The organism is Flavobacterium faecale (assembly GCF_003076455.1).
Classification (GTDB): Bacteria; Bacteroidota; Bacteroidia; order Flavobacteriales; family Flavobacteriaceae; genus Flavobacterium; species Flavobacterium faecale.
This window is the reverse complement of sequence record NZ_CP020918.1, coordinates 3249831-3273743: the sequence shown is the minus strand read 5'-3', so window position 1 is coordinate 3273743 and position 23913 is coordinate 3249831. Positions and strand designations below refer to the sequence as shown.

The 23913-nt window shown below is 34.2% G+C and carries 14 protein-coding genes; 6 read left to right on the top strand and 8 right to left on the bottom strand.

Annotated features, from left to right (window positions below; translation table 11 throughout):
• The 3 genes from lon (at nt 1) to cmk (ending at nt 4346) form a co-directional block, all read left to right on the top strand.
• On the top strand, nt 1-2451 hold the full coding sequence (lon, locus tag FFWV33_RS13945; RefSeq protein ID WP_108741480.1) for an endopeptidase La: 2451 nt from the start codon (nt 1-3) through the stop codon (nt 2449-2451).
• A 176-nt stretch (nt 2452-2627) separates the two neighbouring features.
• Nucleotides 2628-3647, top strand: coding sequence for a type IX secretion system protein PorQ (gene porQ / locus FFWV33_RS13940; protein ID WP_108741479.1), 1020 nt, complete (start codon nt 2628-2630; stop codon nt 3645-3647).
• Nucleotides 3648-3653: 6 nt separating this feature from the next.
• The gene (gene cmk, locus FFWV33_RS13935) at nt 3654-4346 is read left to right on the top strand and encodes a (d)CMP kinase (RefSeq protein ID WP_108741478.1); all 693 of its coding nucleotides are present in this window, start codon (nt 3654-3656) and stop codon (nt 4344-4346) included.
• 7 nt (nt 4347-4353) lie between these two features.
• On the opposite strand, the gene FFWV33_RS13930 is transcribed toward cmk, so the two are convergent.
• Nucleotides 4354-4908 carry a hypothetical protein gene (locus FFWV33_RS13930; RefSeq protein ID WP_108741477.1) on the bottom strand — a complete coding sequence of 185 codons (555 nt, stop codon included), beginning with the start codon at nt 4906-4908 and terminating at the stop codon, nt 4354-4356.
• 122 nt (nt 4909-5030) lie between these two features.
• Between FFWV33_RS13930 and FFWV33_RS13925 the strand changes: the two genes are divergently transcribed.
• Together FFWV33_RS13925 and FFWV33_RS13920 are read left to right on the top strand one after the other, a co-directional pair.
• Nucleotides 5031-5564 carry a DUF2911 domain-containing protein gene (locus FFWV33_RS13925; protein ID WP_108741476.1) on the top strand — a complete coding sequence of 178 codons (534 nt, stop codon included), beginning with the start codon at nt 5031-5033 and terminating at the stop codon, nt 5562-5564.
• 806 nt (nt 5565-6370) lie between these two features.
• Nucleotides 6371-7624, top strand: a complete 1254-nt coding sequence (locus FFWV33_RS13920; RefSeq protein ID WP_108741475.1) for a nucleoside permease — start codon at nt 6371-6373, stop codon at nt 7622-7624.
• Nucleotides 7625-7849: 225 nt separating this feature from the next.
• Here FFWV33_RS13920 and FFWV33_RS13915 read toward each other — a convergent pair whose 3' ends face one another.
• Together FFWV33_RS13915 and FFWV33_RS13910 are read right to left on the bottom strand one after the other, a co-directional pair.
• Nucleotides 7850-9484, bottom strand: a complete 1635-nt coding sequence (locus FFWV33_RS13915) for a response regulator (protein ID WP_159086028.1) — start codon at nt 9482-9484, stop codon at nt 7850-7852.
• 359 nt (nt 9485-9843) lie between these two features.
• The gene (locus FFWV33_RS13910) at nt 9844-10770 is read right to left on the bottom strand and encodes a mechanosensitive ion channel family protein (RefSeq protein ID WP_108741473.1); all 927 of its coding nucleotides are present in this window, start codon (nt 10768-10770) and stop codon (nt 9844-9846) included.
• A 322-nt stretch (nt 10771-11092) separates the two neighbouring features.
• On the opposite strand from FFWV33_RS13910, the gene FFWV33_RS13905 reads away from it, so the two are divergent.
• Nucleotides 11093-14275 carry a cytochrome c biogenesis protein CcsA gene (locus tag FFWV33_RS13905; protein ID WP_108741472.1) on the top strand — a complete coding sequence of 1061 codons (3183 nt, stop codon included), beginning with the start codon at nt 11093-11095 and terminating at the stop codon, nt 14273-14275.
• A gap of 366 nt (nt 14276-14641) precedes the next feature.
• Here the strand turns inward: FFWV33_RS13905 and FFWV33_RS13900 are convergent, their stop codons facing one another.
• The 5 genes from FFWV33_RS13900 to FFWV33_RS13880 all read right to left on the bottom strand — a co-directional run bounded on the left by FFWV33_RS13900 (nt 14642) and on the right by FFWV33_RS13880 (nt 23891).
• Nucleotides 14642-17053: an alpha-ketoacid dehydrogenase subunit alpha/beta gene (locus tag FFWV33_RS13900; RefSeq protein WP_108742560.1), complete on the bottom strand. Its 2412-nt coding sequence runs from the start codon at nt 17051-17053 to the stop codon at nt 14642-14644.
• A gap of 190 nt (nt 17054-17243) precedes the next feature.
• Complete coding sequence (locus FFWV33_RS13895; protein WP_342748653.1) at nt 17244-20075, bottom strand: gluzincin family metallopeptidase; 2832 nt, start codon at nt 20073-20075, stop codon at nt 17244-17246.
• A gap of 149 nt (nt 20076-20224) precedes the next feature.
• Nucleotides 20225-20953 carry an LOG family protein gene (locus tag FFWV33_RS13890; RefSeq protein ID WP_108741471.1) on the bottom strand — a complete coding sequence of 243 codons (729 nt, stop codon included), beginning with the start codon at nt 20951-20953 and terminating at the stop codon, nt 20225-20227.
• Between the two features lie 231 nt (nt 20954-21184).
• Nucleotides 21185-21601, bottom strand: coding sequence for a thiol-disulfide oxidoreductase DCC family protein (locus tag FFWV33_RS13885; protein WP_108741470.1), 417 nt, complete (start codon nt 21599-21601; stop codon nt 21185-21187).
• A gap of 121 nt (nt 21602-21722) precedes the next feature.
• On the bottom strand, nt 21723-23891 hold the full coding sequence (locus tag FFWV33_RS13880; RefSeq protein ID WP_108741469.1) for an endonuclease MutS2: 2169 nt from the start codon (nt 23889-23891) through the stop codon (nt 21723-21725).
• Nucleotides 23892-23913 lie beyond the last annotated feature (22 nt).

Here is a 23913-nt window from a genome sequence, read left to right as displayed (position 1 = left end):
ATGTCAAATCATAAAATAAGTACAATTGACAACCTGTCACTTCAAGAACTTGACTCTCAAGCAGAATTAATTCCGTTATTAACTCCCGAGGACGAGGAGGAGATGATGAATGAAGTGCTGCCAGATACGATTCCGATTTTACCATTACGAAATATGGTTTTATTTCCGGGAGTTGTAATTCCGATCACAGCAGGTCGCGACAAATCAATTAAATTAATTGATGACGCCAATGCAGTAGGGAAAATTATTGGTGTTGTAGCACAAATAGACGAAGATGTTGAGGAACCAACCAAAAAAGACATTCATAAAGTAGGTACGGTTGCTCGTATTTTACGTGTATTGAAAATGCCTGATGGAAATACTACTGTAATTCTACAAGGTAAGAAGCGTTTTGAAATTACAGAAGTAACTTCAGAGGAGCCATACATGACCGCTACGATCAAAGATATTTTAGAGAAGAAACCAAAGGGGAAAAACTCTGAATTTTTGGCCATATTAGAATCTGTAAAAGAACTAGCTATTCAGATCATAAAAGAAAGCCCAAACATTCCGAGCGAAGCTACTTTTGCAATTAAAAATATTGAAAGCCAATCTTTCTTGATCAATTTTGTAACTTCAAACTTAAATTTAACAGTTAAAGAAAAACAAGACTTACTTGCAATTAACTCGTTAAAGGAAAGAGCACTACAAACTTTGAAATATATGAATATCGAACTTCAAAAGTTGGAGTTAAAAAATGATATTCAGTCAAAAGTTCGTTTTGACCTGGACCAACAACAGCGTGAATATTTCTTGCACCAGCAAATGAAAACAATTCAAGAAGAGTTGGGTGGAGCATCACAAGAAGAAGAAATGGACGAGATGTTGGTGAAATCGAAAACCAAAAAATGGGACGAGAAATCGCAAGCACATTTCGAAAAAGAACTTTCGAAAATGAGACGTATGAATCCACAAGCACCTGACTTCGGAATCCAACGTAACTATCTAGAATTGCTTTTGGAATTGCCATGGAATGAATATTCGAAAGACAATTTTGATTTAAAGAAAGCGCAAAAGATATTAGATAGAGATCATTTTGGTTTGGAAGATGTCAAGAAACGTATGATTGAACACTTGGCTGTTTTGAAATTAAGAAATGACATGAAATCACCAATTATTTGTTTGACAGGACCTCCGGGTGTTGGTAAAACGTCGATTGGTCGCTCTGTTGCCGAGGCTTTAGGTCGTGAGTATGTACGCATATCATTAGGTGGATTACGTGATGAAGCAGAAATTCGCGGTCACAGAAAAACGTATATTGGTGCTATGCCAGGACGAATCATTCAGAGTTTGAAAAAAGCAGGAACATCAAATCCTGTTTTTGTATTGGATGAGATAGATAAACTTTCGAACAGTAACCAAGGAGATCCATCTTCCGCTTTACTAGAAGTTTTGGATCCAGAACAAAACAGTACTTTCTATGATAATTTTGTTGAATTGGGTTATGATCTTTCGAAAGTGATGTTTATTGCTACGTCAAACAATATGGCTGCTATACAACCAGCTTTGCGCGATCGTATGGAAATAATTAAAATGTCAGGATATACTATCGAAGAAAAAGTGGAGATAGCGAAACAGCACCTTTTTCCGCGTCAATTGAAAGAACACGGTCTTACCACCAAAGATCTATCGATTGGAAAAAAACAGCTAGAAAAAATCATCGAAGGGTACACACGTGAATCGGGTGTGCGTGGGTTGGAAGCAAAAATCGCCCAGGTGATTCGAAATGCGGCCAAATCTGTAGCGATGGAAGAAGAATATAACATCAAAGTGACTGATGCCGATATTGTCGAAGTACTTGGTGCGGCACGCTTAGAAAGAGATAAATATGAGTCAAATGATGTAGCCGGATTGGTTACAGGATTGGCTTGGACCAGTGTTGGTGGTGATATATTATTTATAGAGTCCCTGATTTCTCCTGGAAAAGGAGCGATGACCATTACAGGAAACTTAGGCACTGTGATGAAAGAATCGGCTACAATTGCATTGGAATATATTAAAGCAAATGCAGCCTTATTAGGTCTTAATCCTGAGATTCTGACTAAGAACAATATCCATTTACACGTGCCTGAAGGTGCAACGCCAAAAGATGGTCCAAGTGCAGGAATTGCAATGCTAACTTCACTAGTTTCATTATTGACTCAAAAACGTGTGAAGAAGAATATTGCCATGACGGGTGAGATCACTTTGAGAGGAAAAGTATTGCCGGTGGGCGGAATCAAAGAAAAGATTTTGGCGGCTAAACGTGCAAATATTAAAGAGATCATCTTGTGTCATGAAAACAAAAATGATATTGACGAAATCAAACCTGAGTATATTGCAGGGGTAACTTTTCATTTTGTTAAAGAAATGAGCGAAGTATTAGCCATAGCAATTACAGATCAAGATGTAAAAAACGCAAAAACGTTATAACAGCAAACAACATCCTTTTTAGATATACAAGCCAAAGCCAAGAGTTACTAGTTTAATTCTTGGCTTTGGTTTTATTTTTATGTCCTATTTTATAATAAAAAGTAATTAAAACTAGTATTATAATTTTATCTTCGCAATTGCGTTAGCTACTTAATCGTACTAGAGAAATATTAAGCATGTTAAAAAAACAGCTCACTTATTTGTTTTTCCTTTGTTGTTCTTTTTCTTATTCGCAAATAGGAGGGAAGAGCGTATACCAATTTCTAAATTTGGTTACCTCTCCACGACAAGCAGCACTTGGAGGAAAAACAGTTACGATTTATGACGAAGATGTCAACCAAGGTATCTTTAACCCAGCGTCTATAAATGCTGAAATGGACAATCATTTGTCAATTAATTACGGAAGTTATTTTGGAGAAGTTACCTATGGTACAGCCGCTTATGCGTATACTTATGACCGTCACGTGCAAACTTTTCATGCAGGGGTGAGTTATATTAATTACGGAAATTTTGACGGTTATGATGAAAACGGTCAAAGTACTGCCGCGTTTTCAGGGAGTGAGATAGCACTTTCTGGTGGTTACGCTTACAACATACCTTATACAAATATCCATCTTGGAGCCAATGTAAAATTAATATCGTCAAGTCTTGAAACCTATACCTCATTGGGAGGAGCGATTGATTTTGGCGCACTTTTTATAGATGAAGCAAATGATGTCAATTGGGGATTAGCGATCCGCAACGTTGGTACGCAATTCACCACTTATTCAGGCCTTCGAGAAAAATCACCTATGGAAATTATCCTTGGCGTTTCGCAGGAATTGGAACATGTACCCATACGATGGCATATAAATTTAGAAAACTTACAACAGTGGAATATTTCTTTTGCCAACCCATCACGAGCAACGTCTTCTTTTGATGGTACCACAACAGATGAAAAGGTGTCATTTTTGGGTAATACTTTCCGACATGTAATTTTGGGAGCAGAACTATTTCCTAAAAAAGCATTTAATTTCCGAATGAGTTACAACTTTAGGAGAGCGCAGGAATTAAAAATACTAGAGCAACGTAATTTCTCTGGTTTTTCGGTTGGATTTGGTTTGCGCATGAATAAATTAAAGTTTGATTATTCGTATTCAAGATATACATTAGCAGGCAACACGAGCCTATTTGGTTTAACAATTAATTTTCAATAATACATTTTGAGTTCAAAAATTACCATAGCAATTGATGGATTTTCATCCACAGGAAAAAGTACATTGGCAAAACAACTGGCCAAAGAATTAGGTTATGTTTTTGTAGATACAGGCGCCATGTACCGCGCGATCACATTATTTAGCATGCAGCAAGGATATATTTCAAAAGATTATTTTGATACCGAATCGCTACTGAATAGCTTACCGAGCATCCGATTGCGTTTTGAGTTTAAACCAGAGATGGGATTTGCAGTCATGGTGTTGAACGACGTAGATGTTGAAAAAGAAATTCGTACCATTGCCGTTTCAGGTTTTGTGAGCAAGATAGCAGAACTTGCCGAAGTTCGTGCAAAATTGGTCGAACAGCAACAAGAAATGGGTAAGGATAAAGGAATTGTAATGGACGGTAGAGATATTGGGACAGTGGTTTTTCCTGATGCCGAATTAAAGCTATACATGACAGCCAATGCAGAAACGAGAGCAAAACGTCGTTATGATGAACTACTTGCAAAAGGAGATACCATTACCTTCAAAGAGATCTATGATAATGTCGTAGAACGAGACTATATTGATACACACCGCGACAATTCCCCTTTGGTTAAGGCAAATGACGCTATTGAAATCGACAACTCAGAGATGACTAGAGAAGCGCAATTTGACTTGGTAATGAAATTTGTTCAAGAAAAAATTCAATCTTAAAGATTCCTTATTTTGGATTCAGAAATTCTTTAATCATCTTAGGGACTTCTTTTTCGGGTGTTGGAAAATTGTGGAGTTCTTTGTTTTTATAAATAGAAAAGCTTGATTTTGCGAGTAATTGATCTCCTGTGCCCGAGATAAAAAACAAATCTAAGTGATCTAAGATTTTCTTGAAGTCCCATCGCCAAACGTCATTATATTCGATAATTAGATCAAAATCGGTCAAAACGGTATCAGCTGCAGCTATAGTTGCTGTGATGCCGTTATTTTCTAACTCTTGTTTGATTACTTCTGCCGTATTTCCTATAGTCGAATGCTCAATTGCTGCTTTATCAGCAGGTACATATATTCCAAAAGGAGTAAGAACACCAAACCTAAACTTTATATATTTTGAACCTTCGGTAGAAATGATACAAGCTTTCTTAAAATTTCTATTGGGTTCTTTTGCGTAATTAGTCGTTTTAATAGTGCCAGCACAACTCGAAAATAGCATTGCAAGTAAAAGTAGCGAACAGACTCTCATTCGAAAATTACTAGCCAGTATTGGACTTTCTTCATTCATAACTACTTTCTTAGATTTGTGGCTAAAATAGTTAAAGTTTTTATAATAAAAAGTCAAATGAACGTTCTGAGGCCATTGTTTTTATAAGTTTTGCTATTTTTAGCACCACTAAAAAAAGTATTATGAAAAAATCAGCTTTAACAGAAGTATTTGCCTTTGTTTTTATCCTATTATTGAACAGCACTAGTTATGCTCAAAAATTCAGACCGCTAGATGCTAGCCCTATGGACGCATTATCTTTCCCAACTTCAAACAAAGAAGTTAATAAATTGATAAAAGTTACTTACAGCCGTCCACAGTTGAAAGAAAGATCATTAGAAAGCTTAGCGCCTAATGGAAAAGTTTGGCGTACAGGTGCAAATGAGGCAGTAGATGTAATTTTGTACAAAGACACCAAATTGGGAGGGAAAATGGTTAAAGCAGGAGAATATTCTCTTTTTACCATTCCTGGTGCAAAAGAATGGACTATTATTTTGAGTAAAGATATCAACGTTTGGGGTGCTTATTCTTACAATGAAGCAAATGATGTTGTTCGCGTGATGGCGCCAGTAACTACTGGAGAATCTCTTGAAAGCTTATCAATGGCTTTTGAAGATGACGGAACATTATTTTTGGGATGGGGAACAAATAGAGTTGCGATTCCGTTCAATAAATAAGAACTTCCATTAAAAATTATGAAATAAACCTTTTCGGTCAGCGACTGAAAAGGTTTGTTTGTTTTAAAGAAGTATGAGCATATATTATTTAGTAGTTGTGCCTTATTATTTTATGTTTTTTGCAGCTGTCAGGCCCTACTTTTTTCGATCTAAAGCTGACTTGACAACCAAATCCATACACCTTTGATTTTGGCAAACTAAAACTATGTAGGATTGATTGCATTAAAACAATCATTTAAATTTCGATAAAGAAATAGGAGCTGTTTCTAAATCGTATTCGAATAGGTAAAAACCTAAATGGACATTTCATTTTTTTCAAAAGAACTGCCTATTTTTTGATACTTACACTTTACGTTATTAGCACTTAAGTATTGTTATTAAGGTATTTAACGCAATCTCACACAAAAGACAAAATACTTTCGAAGCATAGAATTTTTGAATACCCAAGTAAACTTTCCTAAATCTGATCCAACTGTTGGTAAACAGATTGAAATTGTGATAAAAAAATATAACTTTTGGAGTATTATTATTTAAAAAGTCCTATTATTGTAACCCTTTAAGAAGGCTTTGTATTTATTTTTTGATTTTGTTTTAAAACAACTAAAACAAATCATTATTTTATTGGGCATTGACAAGGAATTATTTCTTATCGTTATTACAATAAGAATAGACAATTAAAAAATACAACGTAGAATTTCTTAGAATAATATCAATTTTAAAATAAAAATTGAATTGGTATGAATCCAAATCTAGAAGTCGACTAACACAAAACAACTACTTTACAACAAAGTATTATTTACTATTATATGAATATAAAGAATAAACTTACTATTATGAGTTTCCTACAATTGTTTGTGTGGGGAGCTTGGTTGATTACTATTGGTACTTATTGTTTTAATACGAAGGGATGGACAGGAGCAGAGTTTGGTGCTATATTTTCTACCCTAGGTCTTTCTTCCATATTCATGCCACCAATTACCGGAATTCTGGCCGATAGATGGATTAATGCTGAAAAACTGTATGGAATTCTGCATATTTTATATGGAGTTGTTTTACTTTACGTTCCTCAAGTAAATGATCCAAATACATTGTATTACGTTATATTTTTGGCCATGGTTTTCTACATGCCAACACTTTCTCTATCTAATTCTATTTCTTATACTATTTTAAAGAGTAATAAGATGGATGTGGTCAAAGAATTTCCTCCAATTAGAGTATGGGGTACTGTTGGTTTTATCGTAGCCATGTGGATTACCAATCTTACAGGTAGTAAAGCCAATGCCAATCAGTTTTACATAGCAGCTGTTTTTGCTATCGCTTTAGGTTTGTATTCATTTACTTTACCAAAATGTCCTCCAGAAAGATTAACTACAAACAAATCGTCATGGGTTGAGTTGATGGGTTTAAAAGCTTTTAGATTATTTGGAACTTACAAAATGGCTTTGTTCTTTTTGTTTTCAATGTTTTTGGGAGGTGCGTTGCAGTTGACCAATATGTATGGTGACACTTTTCTGTCTGATTTCGCAAAAGTTCCCGCTTATGCTGACTCTTTTGTAGTGAAATATTCTACGATCGTTTTGTCTATTTCGCAAATATCTGAAACACTTTTTATACTTGCTATTCCTTTTTTCTTGAAGCGATTCGGAATCAAACAAGTGATGTTAATTAGTATGTTTGCTTGGGTATTGCGTTTTGCCTTCTTTGCTTACGGAGATCCTGTAGACGGATTATGGATGATATTACTCTCGTGTGTAGTATACGGGATGGCATTTGATTTCTTCAATATTTCGGGTTCATTGTTTATCGAAACTACTACTGACTCGTCTATACGTTCAAGTGCACAAGGTATGTTTATGATGATGACCAATGGTTTTGGAGCCGTACTCGGGAGTAAAGCGAGTGGTTATTTAATTGATACTTATTTCACAACTGATAATAATAAAGATTGGTCTTCTATCTGGACTTCCTTCGCTGTCTATGCTTTTGTAATTGCAGTTGCTTTTGGATTGTTGTTTAAACACAAACATACAATCACCGAAGAGGACATAGAGTCAATATAATTTTATATAAACTAAAAAGAAAGCGGAATAATGTTCACACATTGTTCCGCTTTCCTTTTTTATTTGAAATTATGATCATATCACCTAAATACCCAATTAAAACCAAATAATTAAAGCTGTAGACCAATATACTGTTTTAAGATAAAGTGCATTAAAAGAAAAGGGAACGGTTCTAAACTATTATTTACCTTATAATTGGACTTCCTTACCGTATTACTATTTACATCAAATTACATTTGTAGATTGCAATTCTCTTGACATGATTTTCAGCAAGGCATTTATCTCAAACGGTTTGGTCACAAAATCATTCATTCCAGCATTCAAGCACGCATTTAATTCTTTTTCGCCAACATTGGCTGTTAAAGCAATAATCGGAATCTTATTTTTGACTGAATCTGTAAGTGCTCTTATGTGGGTAGTGGCTTCGATTCCGTCCATAACAGGCATAATCACATCCATGAGGATAATATCATATTGATTCTCTTTGATGAGATTCAGGGCTTCGAGACCGTTATACGCTATTGTTAATTCACATTTTTTCAGTTTATTGACGATTTGCTTTTGAAGTACCAATAAGTTTATTTTATTATCATCAACGAGTAGCATTTTCAAATTTGTATTTTCGAAATCCTTTTCTACATCTTCTACATCTTTTTCCTTTTTTAAAACTACCGGTAAAGGGAAAGTGAGGTAGAAGGTTGTTCCTACTTTAACTTCAGATTCGAATGAAATTTTTCCTTTCATCAGATCAATTAATCCTTTAGAAATAGTGAGTCCTAATCCCACACTGTTTTTTGATGCATTGGATGTAGCATATTTTTGAAAAAGTTTTTCTGCCAATGTTTTATCAATTCCTTTTCCGGTGTCTTCAATTATGACTTGAAGTAAATATTCATTTTTATTATTTGCAGCATATTCACCACCAATTTTCATCGTTACAGATCCCTTTTTGGTATACTCAATGGCATTGTTTAGCAAATTTAGAACTATTTGATTAATACGGTTTTTATCACCATATACAAAATTAGGTAAGTTATCTGTAGTTTCAATTTTAAACACAAGGCCTTTTTCAATTGCCAAACGCTCATTCATCTTAAATAAAGAATGTAGTGATTTTTGAATATTAAATTCAGAATATTGAAGTGTAAAAACTCCATCGTTTAATTTAGTGAAATCTAATATGTTATTCACCAACGCTAGTAAATGATTGGTTGAATAATCCATTAATTCAAGTAGATTTTGATCTTCTTCACTTTGAATATTGCTTTTAAGAATATCTGATATTCCTTTTATGGCATTCAATGGAGTTCTGATTTCATGACTCATTATTGCAAAAAAGGATTCTTTGTTAATTTGCAGTTTTTTTAACTCTGCTCTAGACTCATTGAGTTCATTATTCTTTGATTTTAAGTCATTAATGATGAGTGTTACTGCCGTAGTCCGCGCAACTAGCAATATAATCAGGTAAAGTGAAATCATGATGACCATGAAGTAGAACAATGGATTATAGATGTCACTTTCAAAATTCTGCTTGTTACCGTAATCAAACCCAAAAAAATCATAATAATTTGTTACCAATACAAAAACAATAATTACACCTAAAAATAAATACATCAACTTAATGTACCGTATAACGATAAGTAAAATTATAGCAGTCCAATAGGCCAAAATAACATAATTTAACGATTTTCCATACAGTATATACGAATAGCTATAAAAAAGTGTAATGGCAGTAACTGCGAGAACTGATTTTTGTGGAAATGTAAAATTTTTCGAAAATGAAAACTGAATAAACAGCAGAATTATAGGTATAGTTGCCCAAGCAGCATAATCTAATTTTAGATAAAATAAAAAAAGCATGATTGTGATGTATTGTACTGTAAAGAAGTAAAAACTGAGGTTGTCTATACGACTGAACTTGTGAATACTTTTTATGCTAAGAGGGGACTTGCTTTTATCCATTTATGCTTATGTAAATTTAAATACTAACGAGCTGTAAAATTGTAAAGTAATTGCTAATGTAGGAAAATAATATGTAATTAAAAAATCAGATTTTCTCTCCTTACGTTTCTTGTTTCTTTTCTAAATTTAAGTAAAATAATGAATAATAAGCATTTAAAAATTAAAATGATTAGGATAATTTTAATTAGTCGTTGTACTACTCAATATTTTAAGATAGTTTTAACCACTTGCTTTAAGATTTATTATAAATCGACCTCTTACTTAACAATTAATTCATCTTTTAACATCGTAACTCTAGTTTTGGGTAAACTATCGGGAAAATTAGTCTGTATGTATTCAATCATTTTTTCTCGGATAAATACACGCAAATCCCATGCTGTCGGTGAATTTTTGGCACTTACAGGAATTCTGATTTCAATGTTTGTTTCTTTTGAATCGGTTACTTGTAAAACATTTACTTGTTTGTCCCATAAATCTGTAGCATGAAGGAGTCTTGTTAGTTCAGTACGTAAGCTTTCAAAATTCACACCATAATCAGTGTATAAAAATACTGTTCCTATGATATCTGCACTATTTCGTGTCCAGTTTTGAAAAGGTTTTTCTAAAAAATAGGTAGATGGAAGGACTAATCGCCTTTTATCCCATATTCGAACAACAACATAAGTAAGGTTAATTTCTTCAATCCATCCCCATTCGTCCTCAACCAGAACTGCATCATCGATTCTAAAAGGCTGCGTAATCGCGATTTGGATTCCGGCAAGTAGCGCTCCAACCACTTTTTGGGCAGACAATCCAATTATTATTCCCGCTACCCCAGCGGACGCAAATAAGCCGATACCAATTTGCCTAATGTTGTCAAAGGATAGTAGAATTAATCCCGTAGCAATTAAAACAATTATAAAAATAATCACTTTCTCCAAAATATTAATTTCAGTATGCCATTTACGGGATACTAAATTATCTTCGACCGTGATATCATATCTTTTTAGAATTCTAGACTTGAAAAATCGAACCATAATAATAATTAACCATGCAAATGCGGCAATTAAAAAGTTTGATTTTTGATTTATTATTTGAGAAAAGTCAATATTTAAGTAAGTTCCCGTATAGCGTAATATTGGATCTATTAAAAAAATCAAAGCGATCAATGTAAGGTTCGCAAAAAGTGTATAATATTTGTCCATATGAAGGTTAAATGTTAGTTTTAAACTCTCTTTTAAAAGCCTAAATGGTAATTCATTTTAAATTTTTGTTCCTCACGAAAATACAATAAAATTTTAAAGATGCCAATTCAGACCTTTTTCTATACTAATTTTTATTCTGTGTGGTAAGAATTTGTAAAGGCTTTTTAATCTTTGAATTACTTTTAAAAAGCCTCATTTTTAAAAAGTAAAAAGGTTGCGGAATAAATGCTATTTTTGGATTTAATTAACAACTGTAGCTCGGGTCAAACGAACATTTTTGAGTACTTTTGTGGCACTTTTAAATTATAATATCTCCTTAATAATGGATAAAAAAATAGTCTCTATTTTGTTTTCGACTCGGTTAATGGCCGTTCTGTTTCTAACCTTTGCAATCGCAATGGCAACAGGTACTTTCATCGAAAGTAAATACAATACCGATACCGCTCGAATTTTAATCTACAACAGCTGGTGGTTTGAAGGAATCATGGTTTTCTTTATGATTAATTTTGCAGGGAACATCAAGCGTTACCAACTTTGGAAAAAAGAAAAGTGGGCTACTTTATTGCTACATTTATCCTTTGTTTTTATATTGTTAGGGGCCTTTGTAACTCGCTATATAAGTTTTGAAGGTGTTATGCCTATTCGCGAAGGTGCTGCAGAAAATCAATTTTATTCTGATAAAACTTTTTTAACTGTTTTTGTTGATGGTGAATACAAAGGAGAAATGAAACGTAGACCTTACGATAAATCGCTTTTACTATCTCCAGCCACAGATAATGATTTTACTTTAAAAGGTGAATTTGGTGATACTCCTTTTGAAGTGGAGTATGAAGAATTTATTATGGGTGCCAAAGAATATGTCAAAGAAGATAAAAACGGAACAGTTTACATGAAAATTGTAGAAGCTGGTGACGGTGGTCGACACGAACATTTTTTGAAAGCAGGTGAAGTGCAAAATATTCATAATGTTTTGTTCTCCTTAAATAAATTTACCGAAGGTGCGATCAACATTAACACTACAGGAAAAGAATTTACCATACAAACTCCTTTTGAAGGAGATTTTATGCGAATGGCTGATAAGCTAAAAGGGAAAGTTACTAAAAACGATGTTCAACCCTTGATGATGCGTTCTTTGTACAGCATTGGCGAAATGCGTTTTGTGTTACCTGATATGCCTGTTAAAGGTGTTATTGCTTATGAATCTGACAACGATTATAAAGCTAAAGGCGGGGAGAATGCTTTGATTGTAAAGGTGAAAGCTGAAGGACAAGAAAAGTTAGTTACCCTTACTGGTTCAAAAGGTAAAGTAGGAGAGGCCAAAACAGTTAAAATTGGTAATAAAGACTATAGTTTGTTCTACGGAAGTAAAGCTTACGAACTACCGTTCAAAATCAAATTAAACGATTTTATAGCATCAAAATATCCTGGGACTGAGAAAAGTTATTCTTCTTTTGAAAGTAAAGTGACGGTACAAGATGATGAAACTTTTGATGCTCGTATTTTTATGAATAATGTTTTGGATCACAAAGGATATCGATTTTTTCAATCGTCTTTTGATCCAGATGAAAAAGGGACAGTATTGTCTGTAAATCATGATTTCTGGGGTACGAATATCACTTATTTTGGCTATTTTTTATTGTATTTTGCTATGATGGCTATCATGTTTACAAAAGATTCTAGATTTGCGGATTTAAAAAGAAAATTAGAAGTAGTGAAAATTAAGAAATCTAAATTAGTTACCATTCTTGTACTACTTTTGAGTATGAATGGTTTTGCTCAAGCTCATCATCATGACGAGAATGAGAATCATGCTGACCATGCTGAAAATGCAACGCATAACAGAGTCGCACCTACAGAAAAACAATTAGATTCTCTGCTAAACAAATTCAAAGTTACAGAAGAACATGCAGAAAAATTTGGTCGTTTAATCATACAAGATGCGGGTGGAAGAATGAAACCGATAAATACATTCTCATCTGAATTGTTGCGTAAAGTAAGTCATTCAAATTCATACAAAGGAATGAATCCTGACCAAGTATTTCTATCTATGTCACAATATGCACAATTGTGGATAGAAGTTCCTATTATTCATTTGAGAGCTGGAAATGATAGTATTCGAAAATTAATAGGGGTAGATCTTAAGGCTAAAACAGCTCCGTTTGTTGCTTTTTTTGATGCAAAAGGGAATTATAAATTGTCTCAATATTTGGATGGTGCGTATAAAGCAGCTAATCCAAATCAATTTGAGAAAGATTTTATTGAAACAGATAAGAGAGTAAATTTAATGGAATCTGCTTTGAGTGGTAGAATCTTAAAGATTTTTCCAATCCCTAATGATCCAAATAACAAATGGGTTTCATCATTAGAATTAGGTGAATCAAATTTAACAGGAATGGACTCTACCTATACCAAAAGTATTTTACCACTGTACTTTGGTTCTCTAAACAATGCGTCGCAAACTGGTGATTATCAAAATGCTGATGATTTAGAAGAAAGTTTAAATGGTTTTCAAAAGAAATTCGGATCAAAAGTAAGACCATCTGAAGATAAAATTTCGATGGAGATTTTTTATAATAAGTACGACTTACTTCAAAAGTTACCATTTGCCTATTTATTTGCATCTATTTTGATGCTATTATTTACAATACTACAGATTTTTAAAGAATCTAAAACGATACGTATTCTAGTAAATTCAATGCATGGTGTCATTGCATTTTTATTTGTACTGCATACTTTGACATTAGCCGCACGATGGTATATCTCTGGACATGCTCCATGGAGTAATGCCTATGAAGCCATTGTTTATGTAGCTTGGTCTACTATGTTTTTTGGTTTGGCATTTGATATTAAATCAAAATTAACTGTTGCTTCAGCAGCTTTTGTTACTGCAATGATTTTGTCATCGGCTTATATGAACTGGATTGACCCTGAAATCGCTAACTTACAACCTGTACTTAATTCGTATTGGTTGATGATTCACGTAGCAGTTATCGTAGGTAGTTACGGTCCTACAGCATTAGGAATGATATTAGGATTTGTATCCTTACTATTGATCTTTTTCACGAATGATAAGAACAGAGCAAAAATGGATTTGAATATCCAGGAGATTACTTATATCAATGAATTATCCTTAACTATTGGTTTGATCATGTTAACCATCGGAAACTTTTTGGGTGGACAATGGGCCAATGAAAGTTGGGGACGTTACTGGGGATGGGATCCAAAAGAGACTTGGGCCTTAATTAGTATTATGGTTTATGCATTTGTGATTCATGCGCGTTTCGTACCATCATTACGTGGGAAATGGACTTTCAACTTGATGAGTATGTTTGCTTTTGTATCGATATTATTTACCTATTATGGAGTTAACTTTCACTTGGTAGGTTTACATTCATACGCAAGTGGAGAAGCTAAATCTTTAGATTGGATTTACTATACTCTGGGAACGATTACTTTTATAGGAGCAATTACATACCCTAAATACAAAAAGTATTATAAGAAATAGATAGTTATCCGAATAAAATATAAAAGCAGCGAATAGAAATTTTCTACTCGCTGCTTTTTTTTGTTCGATATCTAACCGTTCACTACATTTAGCTTGGATCCAATTGACAATAAAACGATTGTTAATATGACTAGTGAATACGAGTTCTGTATATAGAAAAGATAATCAATGTTTGCAGATTTCTTTACAAAGAAGAGCAGGCCATCTACTAAAATCAGGAAAATCTACTTTCTATATTTTTACACGACCTAAAGCGAACATTCCTAAATTTATAAATAGAATTGAAAAAGTTAGCTCTTTGACAGCAAAATGAATTGTAAAGGTTTGAAGCATAAAAAAAGTCTGCTATGAAGCAGACTTTATATTTTAATAAATACTTGGAAATTTATTTGGATTCGATTCGTGCATCATAGCATAAATTTTTTCATAAATATCTTCGATGGAAGGTTTCGAAAAATAATCGCCATCCGTTCCATAAGCAGGGCGGTGTGCTTTCGAGGCCAATGTTTGTGGTTTGCTATCCAAATAGGCATACGCACCTTGTTCTTCGATAATTTGTTGTAGAATATAAGCAGATGCACCACCCGGTACATCTTCATCAATAATCAAAAGACGGTTGGTTTTCATGATACTTTTAACCAAATCATGTTTTATATCGAAAGGGATTAGGGTTTGCAAATCAATAACTTCACAATCAATTCCAATTTCAGATAATTCAGCAGCGGCTTCCATAACCAATCGTAAGGTGGAACCATAGGAAACCAAGGTAATATCAGATCCTCCTCTTATCGTTTCAACTACACCAATTGCTGTTTTAAATTCGCCATAATTAGTAGGTGTTTTTTCTTTTAATCGGTAGCCGTTCAAACATTCGATTACAATTGCAGGTTCATCACATTCCATTAACGAATTGTAAAAACCAGCAGCCTTTGTCATATTTCGAGGAACCAAAACATTAATTCCACGCACGGCATTGATTATCATTCCCATTGGTGAACCCGAGTGCCAAACACCTTCAAGGCGATGTCCACGTGTTCTTATAATTAAAGGTGCTTTTTGTCTACCAAAGGTTCTGTATTGTAAAGTTGCTAAGTCATCACTCAAAATTTGAATGGCATAAAGCAAATAATCCAAATACTGAATTTCGGCAATAGGCTTCAAACCACGTAATGCCATTCCGATTCCTTGCCCAATAATTGTTGCCTCACGTATACCTGCATCGGCCACACGTAATTCTCCAAATTTTTCCTGCAAACCTTCAAGTCCTTGGTTTACGTCACCAATATTTCCCGAATCTTCACCAAAAATTAGTGCTTCTGGATATTTCGAAAAGATAGCATCAAAATTATCACGAATAATCATTCTTCCGTCCGAATCTTGATTTTCTTCTTCATCAGAATAAGTAGGAGCAACCTCTACAGCAGACAAAACATTCCACTCTGATTCGGAATGCAGTTTACTACTAAAAGCAGCTTGGTATTTTGTTGTGAATGCTTTAACCCATTCTAATAACTCTATTTTTTCGTCACATGCTGGTAAAACTCTTAATGATTTACGAGCAGCAACCAATATTTCTTTTTTCAAAGGCTCTTTAGTTCCTTTTAATTTCTTTGCATGGTCCAAAATAATTGTAGGATTGTGAGCTGCTGGAGCGACTTTTTCTAACAAGGCTACAATTTCCTTTTGCTCTTCAATAATAGGAGTGATAAAAGTAGTCCAGGCTGCTTTTTTAGCTTCAAGAACTTCTTTTTTTGCCTTAGCATCAATTTCATCCAATTCTTCAGGTGAGGCAATATTAATTGCGATCATCCATAAACGCATTTGGCGTACACAGTCGTATTCTTTCTCCCAATCCAAACGCTCTTTGCTTTTGTAGCGCTCATGTGAGCCTGAGCTAGAGTGTCCTTGTGGCTGTGTGAGTTGCTCTACATGTATCATTACAGGTACATGTTGTGCACGTGCTATGTTGTCGGCTTTTTGATAGGCAGCAATCAGTTCAGTATAATCCCAACCTTTTACTTTTATTAATTCCAAACCATTGGTGTTTTCTTCTTTTTGAAAACCTTTCAAAATGGCTGATATATCTTCTTTTGTAGTTTGATGTCTTGCGTGTACAGAGATTCCGTATTCGTCATCCCAAACACTTATCACCATAGGTACTTGCAATACTCCAGCTGCATTTATTGTTTCAAAAAACACACCTTCGCTTGTACTTGCATTACCAATAGTTCCCCAAGCAATTTCGTTTCCTTTATTCGAGAAATTTTCTTGATTAGGAATCGAATCAAATGCTCGGTAAATTTTAGATGCTTGTGCTAGACCCAATAGTCTTGGCATTTGAGCAGCAGTAGGAGAGATGTCTGCACTTGAATTTTTTTGTTGAGCCAAGTTTTTCCAAGATCCGTCCTCATTCAAACTGTGCGTTACAAAGTGGCCGCCCATTTGTCTACCCGCAGACATAGGCTCTTCGTTAATATCGGTATTACCATATAAACCTGCAAATAACTGCTGTACGGTTAATTCACCAATCGCCATCATAAAGGTTTGGTCACGATAATATCCAGATCGAAAATCACCATTTTTAAAAAACTTAGCCATAGCAATTTGTGGCAGCTCTTTTCCGTCACCAAAAATGCCAAACTTCGCCTTACCGGTTAACACTTCTTTACGTCCTAACAAACTACATTCCCTACTAGTAATAGCAACAATGTAATCTTGTAGTACTTCGGTCTTGAAATCTTCAAACGTTAATGCAGTATTGGTTTTTTCTTGTATCATCATTTATGAAGGTATAACTTAGTTTTGCAAAAATACTGAAAAACTAGGGGAATTCATAACACATTAAAAAAAATATAACAATTAATTCATTGCGAAATACATATTTTAAATAGTCATTTACCAATTTATTCATTTTTAAACAAAATTAAAAAACGAAAAATGTAAAAAAATCAACAAATAATTGATAATATTAAAACCACTTTCTGTTAAAAAGGTTTAAAAAGATCTTTGGTGTAAAGGTGATGATGAAACGAATTCTTTCATTGTAGTTATTGTCTCTAAATTCCCAACCATTTGAAGAATAGACCGGAAGATAGACCTCAAAATAATCTGTAACCAAATTTAAACGGATTCCGCTATCAAATAAGAACTGATCTGGGGCATTTTTATTCTTCAAATAACCAACATCGCCATATACTTCGACCCAATTCCAAATTGAGTAGCCTCCATTTATCGCCGTGATCCATTCGTTGGCAAAATTCGTCCCTAATCTAGATTTAAAACCACCTTCGGCAATAATCAATTGTTGACTAAAAAATCCTTTGTCTTCTGATCGACCGTAGTAGTTATAATCAAACATATAGTCGGTTGGGCGATCAACTGAAAAACTGAAATAATCAGAATTCGTTTTATTATGCAAAAATGCACCCGCATACAATCTAAAATTAACTTGACGGTTGTCTTCAAACAATTTACGATACGACATTTCAACAATCGCTTTACTAAATTTATTTGATGCTTGTAACTCCGTCATAAAACTGAAATGCTTGGTGACTTCCGTTTTTGTATTGAAATATTTGGCATTAAAAATCGAATAATTTTCGACAAAATTAGTGGGAACTATTGCGCTTGCTTCTCTGTTTACAATTACTTGTCTAAAATAAAGCAACTCTTTTCTATTGTCTCGAAAGTCATTTTGGTTTCGGATTCGCAATTGTAGCGACGGATTCAGTTTTAAGTACGTAGCATCAGGCGCATAATGAAAGTAGGATCCCGAAAACACATAACGTGCGTTGTACAAAGCACTTTCTCTAAAATTTTGATTTACAGCCACAAATCCAGATCCCGACATCGTTTGTGATTTGGTCGAAAAGGAGGGAGTGACATCAAAAGTAAATGGTTTCTCTAAAATCGTTTTGTTATGCAAACGCATTCCAAAAATCAAACCGTCATACAAATTGTACTCTACAGTAGGTACATAAAGGACTTGGTTATAATATGGATCTTCTAAATCCTTCATGAAAACAAATTTCACAGGACGATTGTTAGGGAAAAAACCTTTTAATGATTTCCAATTGTTTCTTAAATTGTATTCGGGTAATTCGTTTTTATAATTTAATACGATTTTGTCAATATCTTGTCTTTCAAACTGGTAAACGCTATCATGAGCTTGTGGATCTATCCATTTTTTGAACACAATATCACCATTTTTTAAGCCGTAAACAGGAACAGGCACAATAAAACCTGTCTTGTTTTTTATCGAAAATGATACACTATCTTTCGTCTTTATTACTTTCGAAAATTTATAGTCAATAGCTTTTCTAGAATTGATAATCGTACTGAAAAACCAATTAATATCCTTAGGACTATTCGATTTTAATACTGCTTCAAAATTCTCTCTAGCGATTGCTTTACCGCTATTATTCGAATAAAACTCTCGAATACTTTTCTCTACTACAGTACTCTCTAGGTAATTATCCAAATAGCGTAAGCTCAAGCCTGCTCTGTATTTGCTTGCAATTTGTTCATTAAATTTCACCAAACGATCCTTTGACGTATTTAGCGGTTGATCTAAGTTTTTTCTAGCCATTAGCATATAGAAATAACTATATTGTTCGTTAAAATCAATATTGGTCAAATTATAGCTTTTTAATAACTTGTAATTGGCTGCGCTTCCTAGCATTTTGGTATCAGAATGATTACTCTCTATGTATTTCATCATCGTGTAAATCTGGATTGCATCATGTACCCAAGCCTCTTTTCGTTCATCAACTGCCAAGCTGTTTTTGAGATAGACGTTCAAAAAAGCTTTCATAAACTTAATTTCGTACGCAAATGTGTCCGAGAACGGACTTATAAAAGAGGGTAATTGGTTTAATCCATAAAACGGACTGCGTTCATAATCGGTTTGAGTGATTACAATTTTATCAAATGGATATTTGCCAATCATAGTATTGGCATAATGTGCAATACATTCGATGATTAAGGCCTTTTGTTCTTTGGTTAATTTGCTGTCCGTAATATTGGTTTCAACATCCAATTCCTTCGTTTTAAAAGTCGTGAAGGAGGGCTTTCTTTCTAAAATTAAACTGAAATCGATTCTATTTGTCCCAGTTAAATTGTAATTATTAAAACCATAATTTTCATCGCTTGCAACTAAATCGAGGTCTGTTGTAACGGTATATTTCTTAGGTACTTTTATCGAAAGGTCAAAATCTGAAACTGCATTGACGATGTCATCCAAGTTTTCGTTATTGTACTTAATAAAATCATGGTTCTCGTAGCGTGCAGGCGTAAGGAACCAATTTTTTAAGACCATATTATCATTACTGTCGTAGCCATATTTTGTAAACATATCGCTTGGCACTTTGACTAAATAATGTAGTCGTAATACAATTTTTTGATTGGGACCTACTTTTTTTCGTAATCGAACATGAATCACATCAGGAACGATCGTGTTGCGCTCCCAAGCCAATGGAAGTTCATTTTGATCAATGATACTAATATTTTGAGTACTGCCTCGTTCTTCTTCTTTGGCTAAATGAAAGCCGCGATAAAATTCATCTGAAAATCGTCTTGCCAACGGAGTTTTAATACTTGAATAAGCGTTGTTCCAGTCGTTTAAAACTAGGGTGCTAATAGAATCGGGGGATTGATTGAAATACGTAATCTCCTGATCCACATTTAAGACATGCGCATAACTGTTCACTTCAACCGTCATTTTGGAATGATGTTGTCCATACTGCTTGGCCGAATAGAGGTAAAGCAAGGTAAATAAAGCTACTTTAGAATATACTTTCAAAGTTGAGGGCGTTTGATGGCTACTAATATACTGTTTAAAACTTTTTGACAGAAGCGAGCGCAAAAGGTTTTTGATAATTTAATATACGTATAAAAATAGGAAGAAGGTTTTTAAAAACAAAAAAGCTGCTTGAAGAAGCAGCTTTTATATTAAAAATTAGGTTTAAGATTGTATTTCTTGTAAAAAGTATCTAAAACGTGAACAACTTCCTCAGCCGTATCTACGATTGTGATGATATTCAAATCTTGCGGGCTTACTGTTTTATCTCTTTCGATCAAAACCGTTTTAATCCATTCTACAAGTCCTGACCAAAAAGTGGTACCTACTAAAATGATTGGGAATTTTGCAATTTTCTTGGTTTGTATTAAAGTCAAAGCCTCAAACAATTCATCCATAGTTCCAAAACCACCAGGCATTACTACAAAACCTTGTGAGTATTTTACAAACATTACTTTTCGAACAAAGAAGTAATCAAAATTTAAATTTTTGTCAGCATCAATGTAAGGATTAAAGTGTTGTTCGAATGGTAAAACAATATTCAGTCCAACAGAAGGAGAGCCAGACAAGTGTGCACCTTTGTTTCCTGCCTCCATAATACCAGGACCTCCGCCAGTGATTACACCGTAACCGGCTTTACCAATTTTATATGCAATATCTTCGGCTAGTCTGTAGTAAGGTTCATCTGGTTTTGTACGAGCAGAACCAAATATTGTCACTGATGGACCAATGCGGCCCATAGTTTCGTAACCGTTTACAAATTCGGCCATGATCTTAAAAATCGCCCAACTATCATTGGTACGAATCTCATTCCATGTTTTTTGTTTTAAACTATCTTGGATTACTTTATCTTCATCATTATCAAAATCTTCGAGTCTCATGTATTTTTTATTTTAAAATTATAAAAAGTGGCGCGCCTAGAATAACGGAAAAACAAGAATGAATAGGGGAATAGTTCCTAATCAAACGAGCTTACTTGCGGCAGCCACCGACTAACGAATATAAGGCGTTTTTACATAAAAACAAACAAAAACTTTGAAGAGATTCAATTTTTTAACACTAAAGTTCTTTGATACATCAAAATCATCTCCTTAGGTTAGATTAAAATGAAGTTACGATAAAAACTTTTTTGAAAGTGCTGGAGTCGGAATCATACAGCTATCTTTTTTACCAAACCAACGGTACCTGTTTTTTGCTACATAATCATAAATCCAGTCACTTAAAAAAGTTGGGATTAATTGAAATATAGCAGTCAGCGGAAACAATCCGCCCAAATGTACCGCAATTTTTAAGGCAGCTTGTGATTTGTAATAATAGGCTTTTTGAGGTTCGTATAGAATAATACTATCCATTTTGGTAGTGTCTATACCTATATATTTAATGATTTCTTTCCCCAACTCAGATTGTAGAGCCACAAACCGAAAAAGATCTGCCTTATCACGAGCAATAACAAAATTGACGGCCGTGTTACACAAGTTACACAGCCCGTCAAATAGAATTATTTTTTTATGCTCAGAAAGATTTATCATTTAAGTGAGATGAAAGGTTAAATTCATTAAAGCTAAAGCAAACGACTATGTCAAACGATTTAAAACCAATACTTTATGGGTTTATAATCCAAGAACATCAAACTATATACTCTTAAATTATTTACTTTTTCTTAACTGCTTCAACGAGTTCAAGTTCATCCAAATTTACCTTGGACGTAAAAATACCGTAATTCACCGTTGCTTTATTTTTCTCGATTACATCAAGTGTACCTACTGCTTTACCGTCGATCATACGTACACGATCTCCCAATTTTAGGGTGTAAGTTGGTTTGATAACAATTGGTTTCAGTTTTTTCTCTTTTTTCTCTTGTCGAATTTCTTCGACTTTGACTTCCACCTCTTTAATTACTTCTTTTTTCTTGGCAACAATGGCTTTGGCTTCCTTTGGGGTTGCTTTTTTACGTTTCGAATTTTCTATTTCGATAATTTTCAAAAATTCACCTAGAAGATCTTTTTTATTCTTGTTATTGAAATACTTTTCGGCAATGTCTTCAATTTTTTGACCAATGTAAATCGTTTTTTGATTGCTATCATATAATTCTTGATAGCTTTCTAGTTTTTGCTTGATTTTGACATTAATGGTTTCCATCTTTTTACCTTCTTCGCGCGCCCTAGTTTCTTCTTCTTTTAAGGTTTGTGAAGTTTTTTCCATTTTTGAACGCTCCTTTTGCAAGGTGGCAATGGTTTTGTCAAAACGTACTTTTCCAACCTCAATTTTCTTTTTGGCACGATTGATAAGACTAAACGGAATTCCGTTTTTTAACGCTACTTCAAAAGTAAAGGAACTTCCGGCTTGACCGAGTACCAATTTATACATTGGTTCCAAGGTTTTTTCGTCAAAAAGCATGTTGGCATTTGTGGCGAAAGGCAATTCGTTAGCCAAAATTTTCAAGTTGGAGTAGTGGGTAGTAATAATTCCAAAGGCTTCACGATGGTAAAATTCTTCTAAGAAAATCTCTGCCAAAGCACCTCCTAATTCAGGATCAGAACCCGTACCAAATTCATCAATTAAGAACATGGTTTTATTATTACACTTCTTCAAAAAGTAGTTCATGTTCTTCAAGCGGTAGCTATAAGTACTTAGATGATTTTCAATAGATTGATTATCACCAATATCGGTAAGTATTCGATCGAAAAGAAACGTTTCAGACCTTTCGTGTACCGGAATAAGCATTCCTGATTGCAACATTAATTGTAGCAGTCCAACCGTTTTTAATGATATAGTTTTCCCTCCTGCATTAGGTCCCGAGATCACGATGATTCGGTTTTCTTGCAGCAGTTCAATGGTTTGTGGATGCGTAATTTCCTTTTTTTGTTTGTTGTTCAAATACAAAATAGGATGGTAGGCATCTCTAAAATAAAGTCTTCTGTTTTCGCTGATAGTCGGCAGTATTCCTCTGATTCTATTCGCATATTTTGCCTTGGCAGCGATTACATCAATATCACTCAAAAACTCTTGATACTGTTTCAATAACGGAATAAAAGGACGTACACCATTAGACAATTTCTTCAAGATTCGGGTAATTTCTTCTCCTTCTTCGTATTCCAAATTGCTCAATTCACGTGAGTAACGCAAGGTAGTTTCAGGCTCTACATACGCAATACTTCCGGTTTTCGAACTTCCTAATATGGTACCGCGCACTTTACGTCTGTACATTGCTAAAACAGCCAATACACGACGGTTTTGCACAAAACTTTCTTTAATATCATCAAGATACCCCAAACCATTGTATTGAGTCAAAGCAATACCAAAACTTTGATTGACCTTACCGCGAACCGAGTTCATATTGCGACGAATATCCACTAAAACGGGTGAGGCATTGTCTTTTATTTCGCCATATTTATCTACTACGGCGTCTATTTGACTGATAATGTCTTTGGTTAACTCCACCTCAGAAGCGCGTTTGTTGATATGCGGATAATAATCATCAAATTTTCGAAGAAAATTCAATAAAAAATTAACGGTAGAGGAGAGGTTGGCTATTTTTCTAAAACCACCTACTTCTAGGAAACTATCTTCAATGGACAAAAATTTGATTTCGTGCGTAATGGCATCAAAACCATGATTGGGTATGGCGTTGTTATTGTCAAAAGAGGAAACGTACTCTGAGGTCTGCATCAAAGCATCCATCAATGTTTCTTTGTCTCTAAAAGGGGTTATCTCTAGCGCTTTTTGTTTTCCTATATCTGTATTACAAATATCCGAGATGGTTTCTAGAACTGTTGGAAATTGTAAATCTTGTAATGTTTTTTCGGTGATCGATATCATTCTTAGTCTGTGCTTCTTTTAC

Coding starts and splice junctions, on each gene's coding strand:
- lon (WP_108741480.1), top strand. CDS start 1: ATGTCAAATCATAAAATAAGTACAATTGACAACCTGTCACTTCAAGAA.
- porQ (WP_108741479.1), top strand. CDS start 2,628: ATGTTAAAAAAACAGCTCACTTATTTGTTTTTCCTTTGTTGTTCTTTT.
- FFWV33_RS13930 (WP_108741477.1), bottom strand. CDS start 4,908: ATGAATGAAGAAAGTCCAATACTGGCTAGTAATTTTCGAATGAGAGTC.
- FFWV33_RS13925 (WP_108741476.1), top strand. CDS start 5,031: ATGAAAAAATCAGCTTTAACAGAAGTATTTGCCTTTGTTTTTATCCTA.
- FFWV33_RS13920 (WP_108741475.1), top strand. CDS start 6,371: ATGAATATAAAGAATAAACTTACTATTATGAGTTTCCTACAATTGTTT.
- FFWV33_RS13915 (WP_159086028.1), bottom strand. CDS start 9,484: ATGCTTTTTTTATTTTATCTAAAATTAGATTATGCTGCTTGGGCAACT.
- FFWV33_RS13910 (WP_108741473.1), bottom strand. CDS start 10,770: ATGGACAAATATTATACACTTTTTGCGAACCTTACATTGATCGCTTTG.
- FFWV33_RS13905 (WP_108741472.1), top strand. CDS start 11,093: ATGGATAAAAAAATAGTCTCTATTTTGTTTTCGACTCGGTTAATGGCC.
- FFWV33_RS13900 (WP_108742560.1), bottom strand. CDS start 17,053: ATGATACAAGAAAAAACCAATACTGCATTAACGTTTGAAGATTTCAAG.
- FFWV33_RS13890 (WP_108741471.1), bottom strand. CDS start 20,953: ATGAGACTCGAAGATTTTGATAATGATGAAGATAAAGTAATCCAAGAT.
- FFWV33_RS13885 (WP_108741470.1), bottom strand. CDS start 21,601: ATGATAAATCTTTCTGAGCATAAAAAAATAATTCTATTTGACGGGCTG.
- FFWV33_RS13880 (WP_108741469.1), bottom strand. CDS start 23,891: ATGATATCGATCACCGAAAAAACATTACAAGATTTACAATTTCCAACA.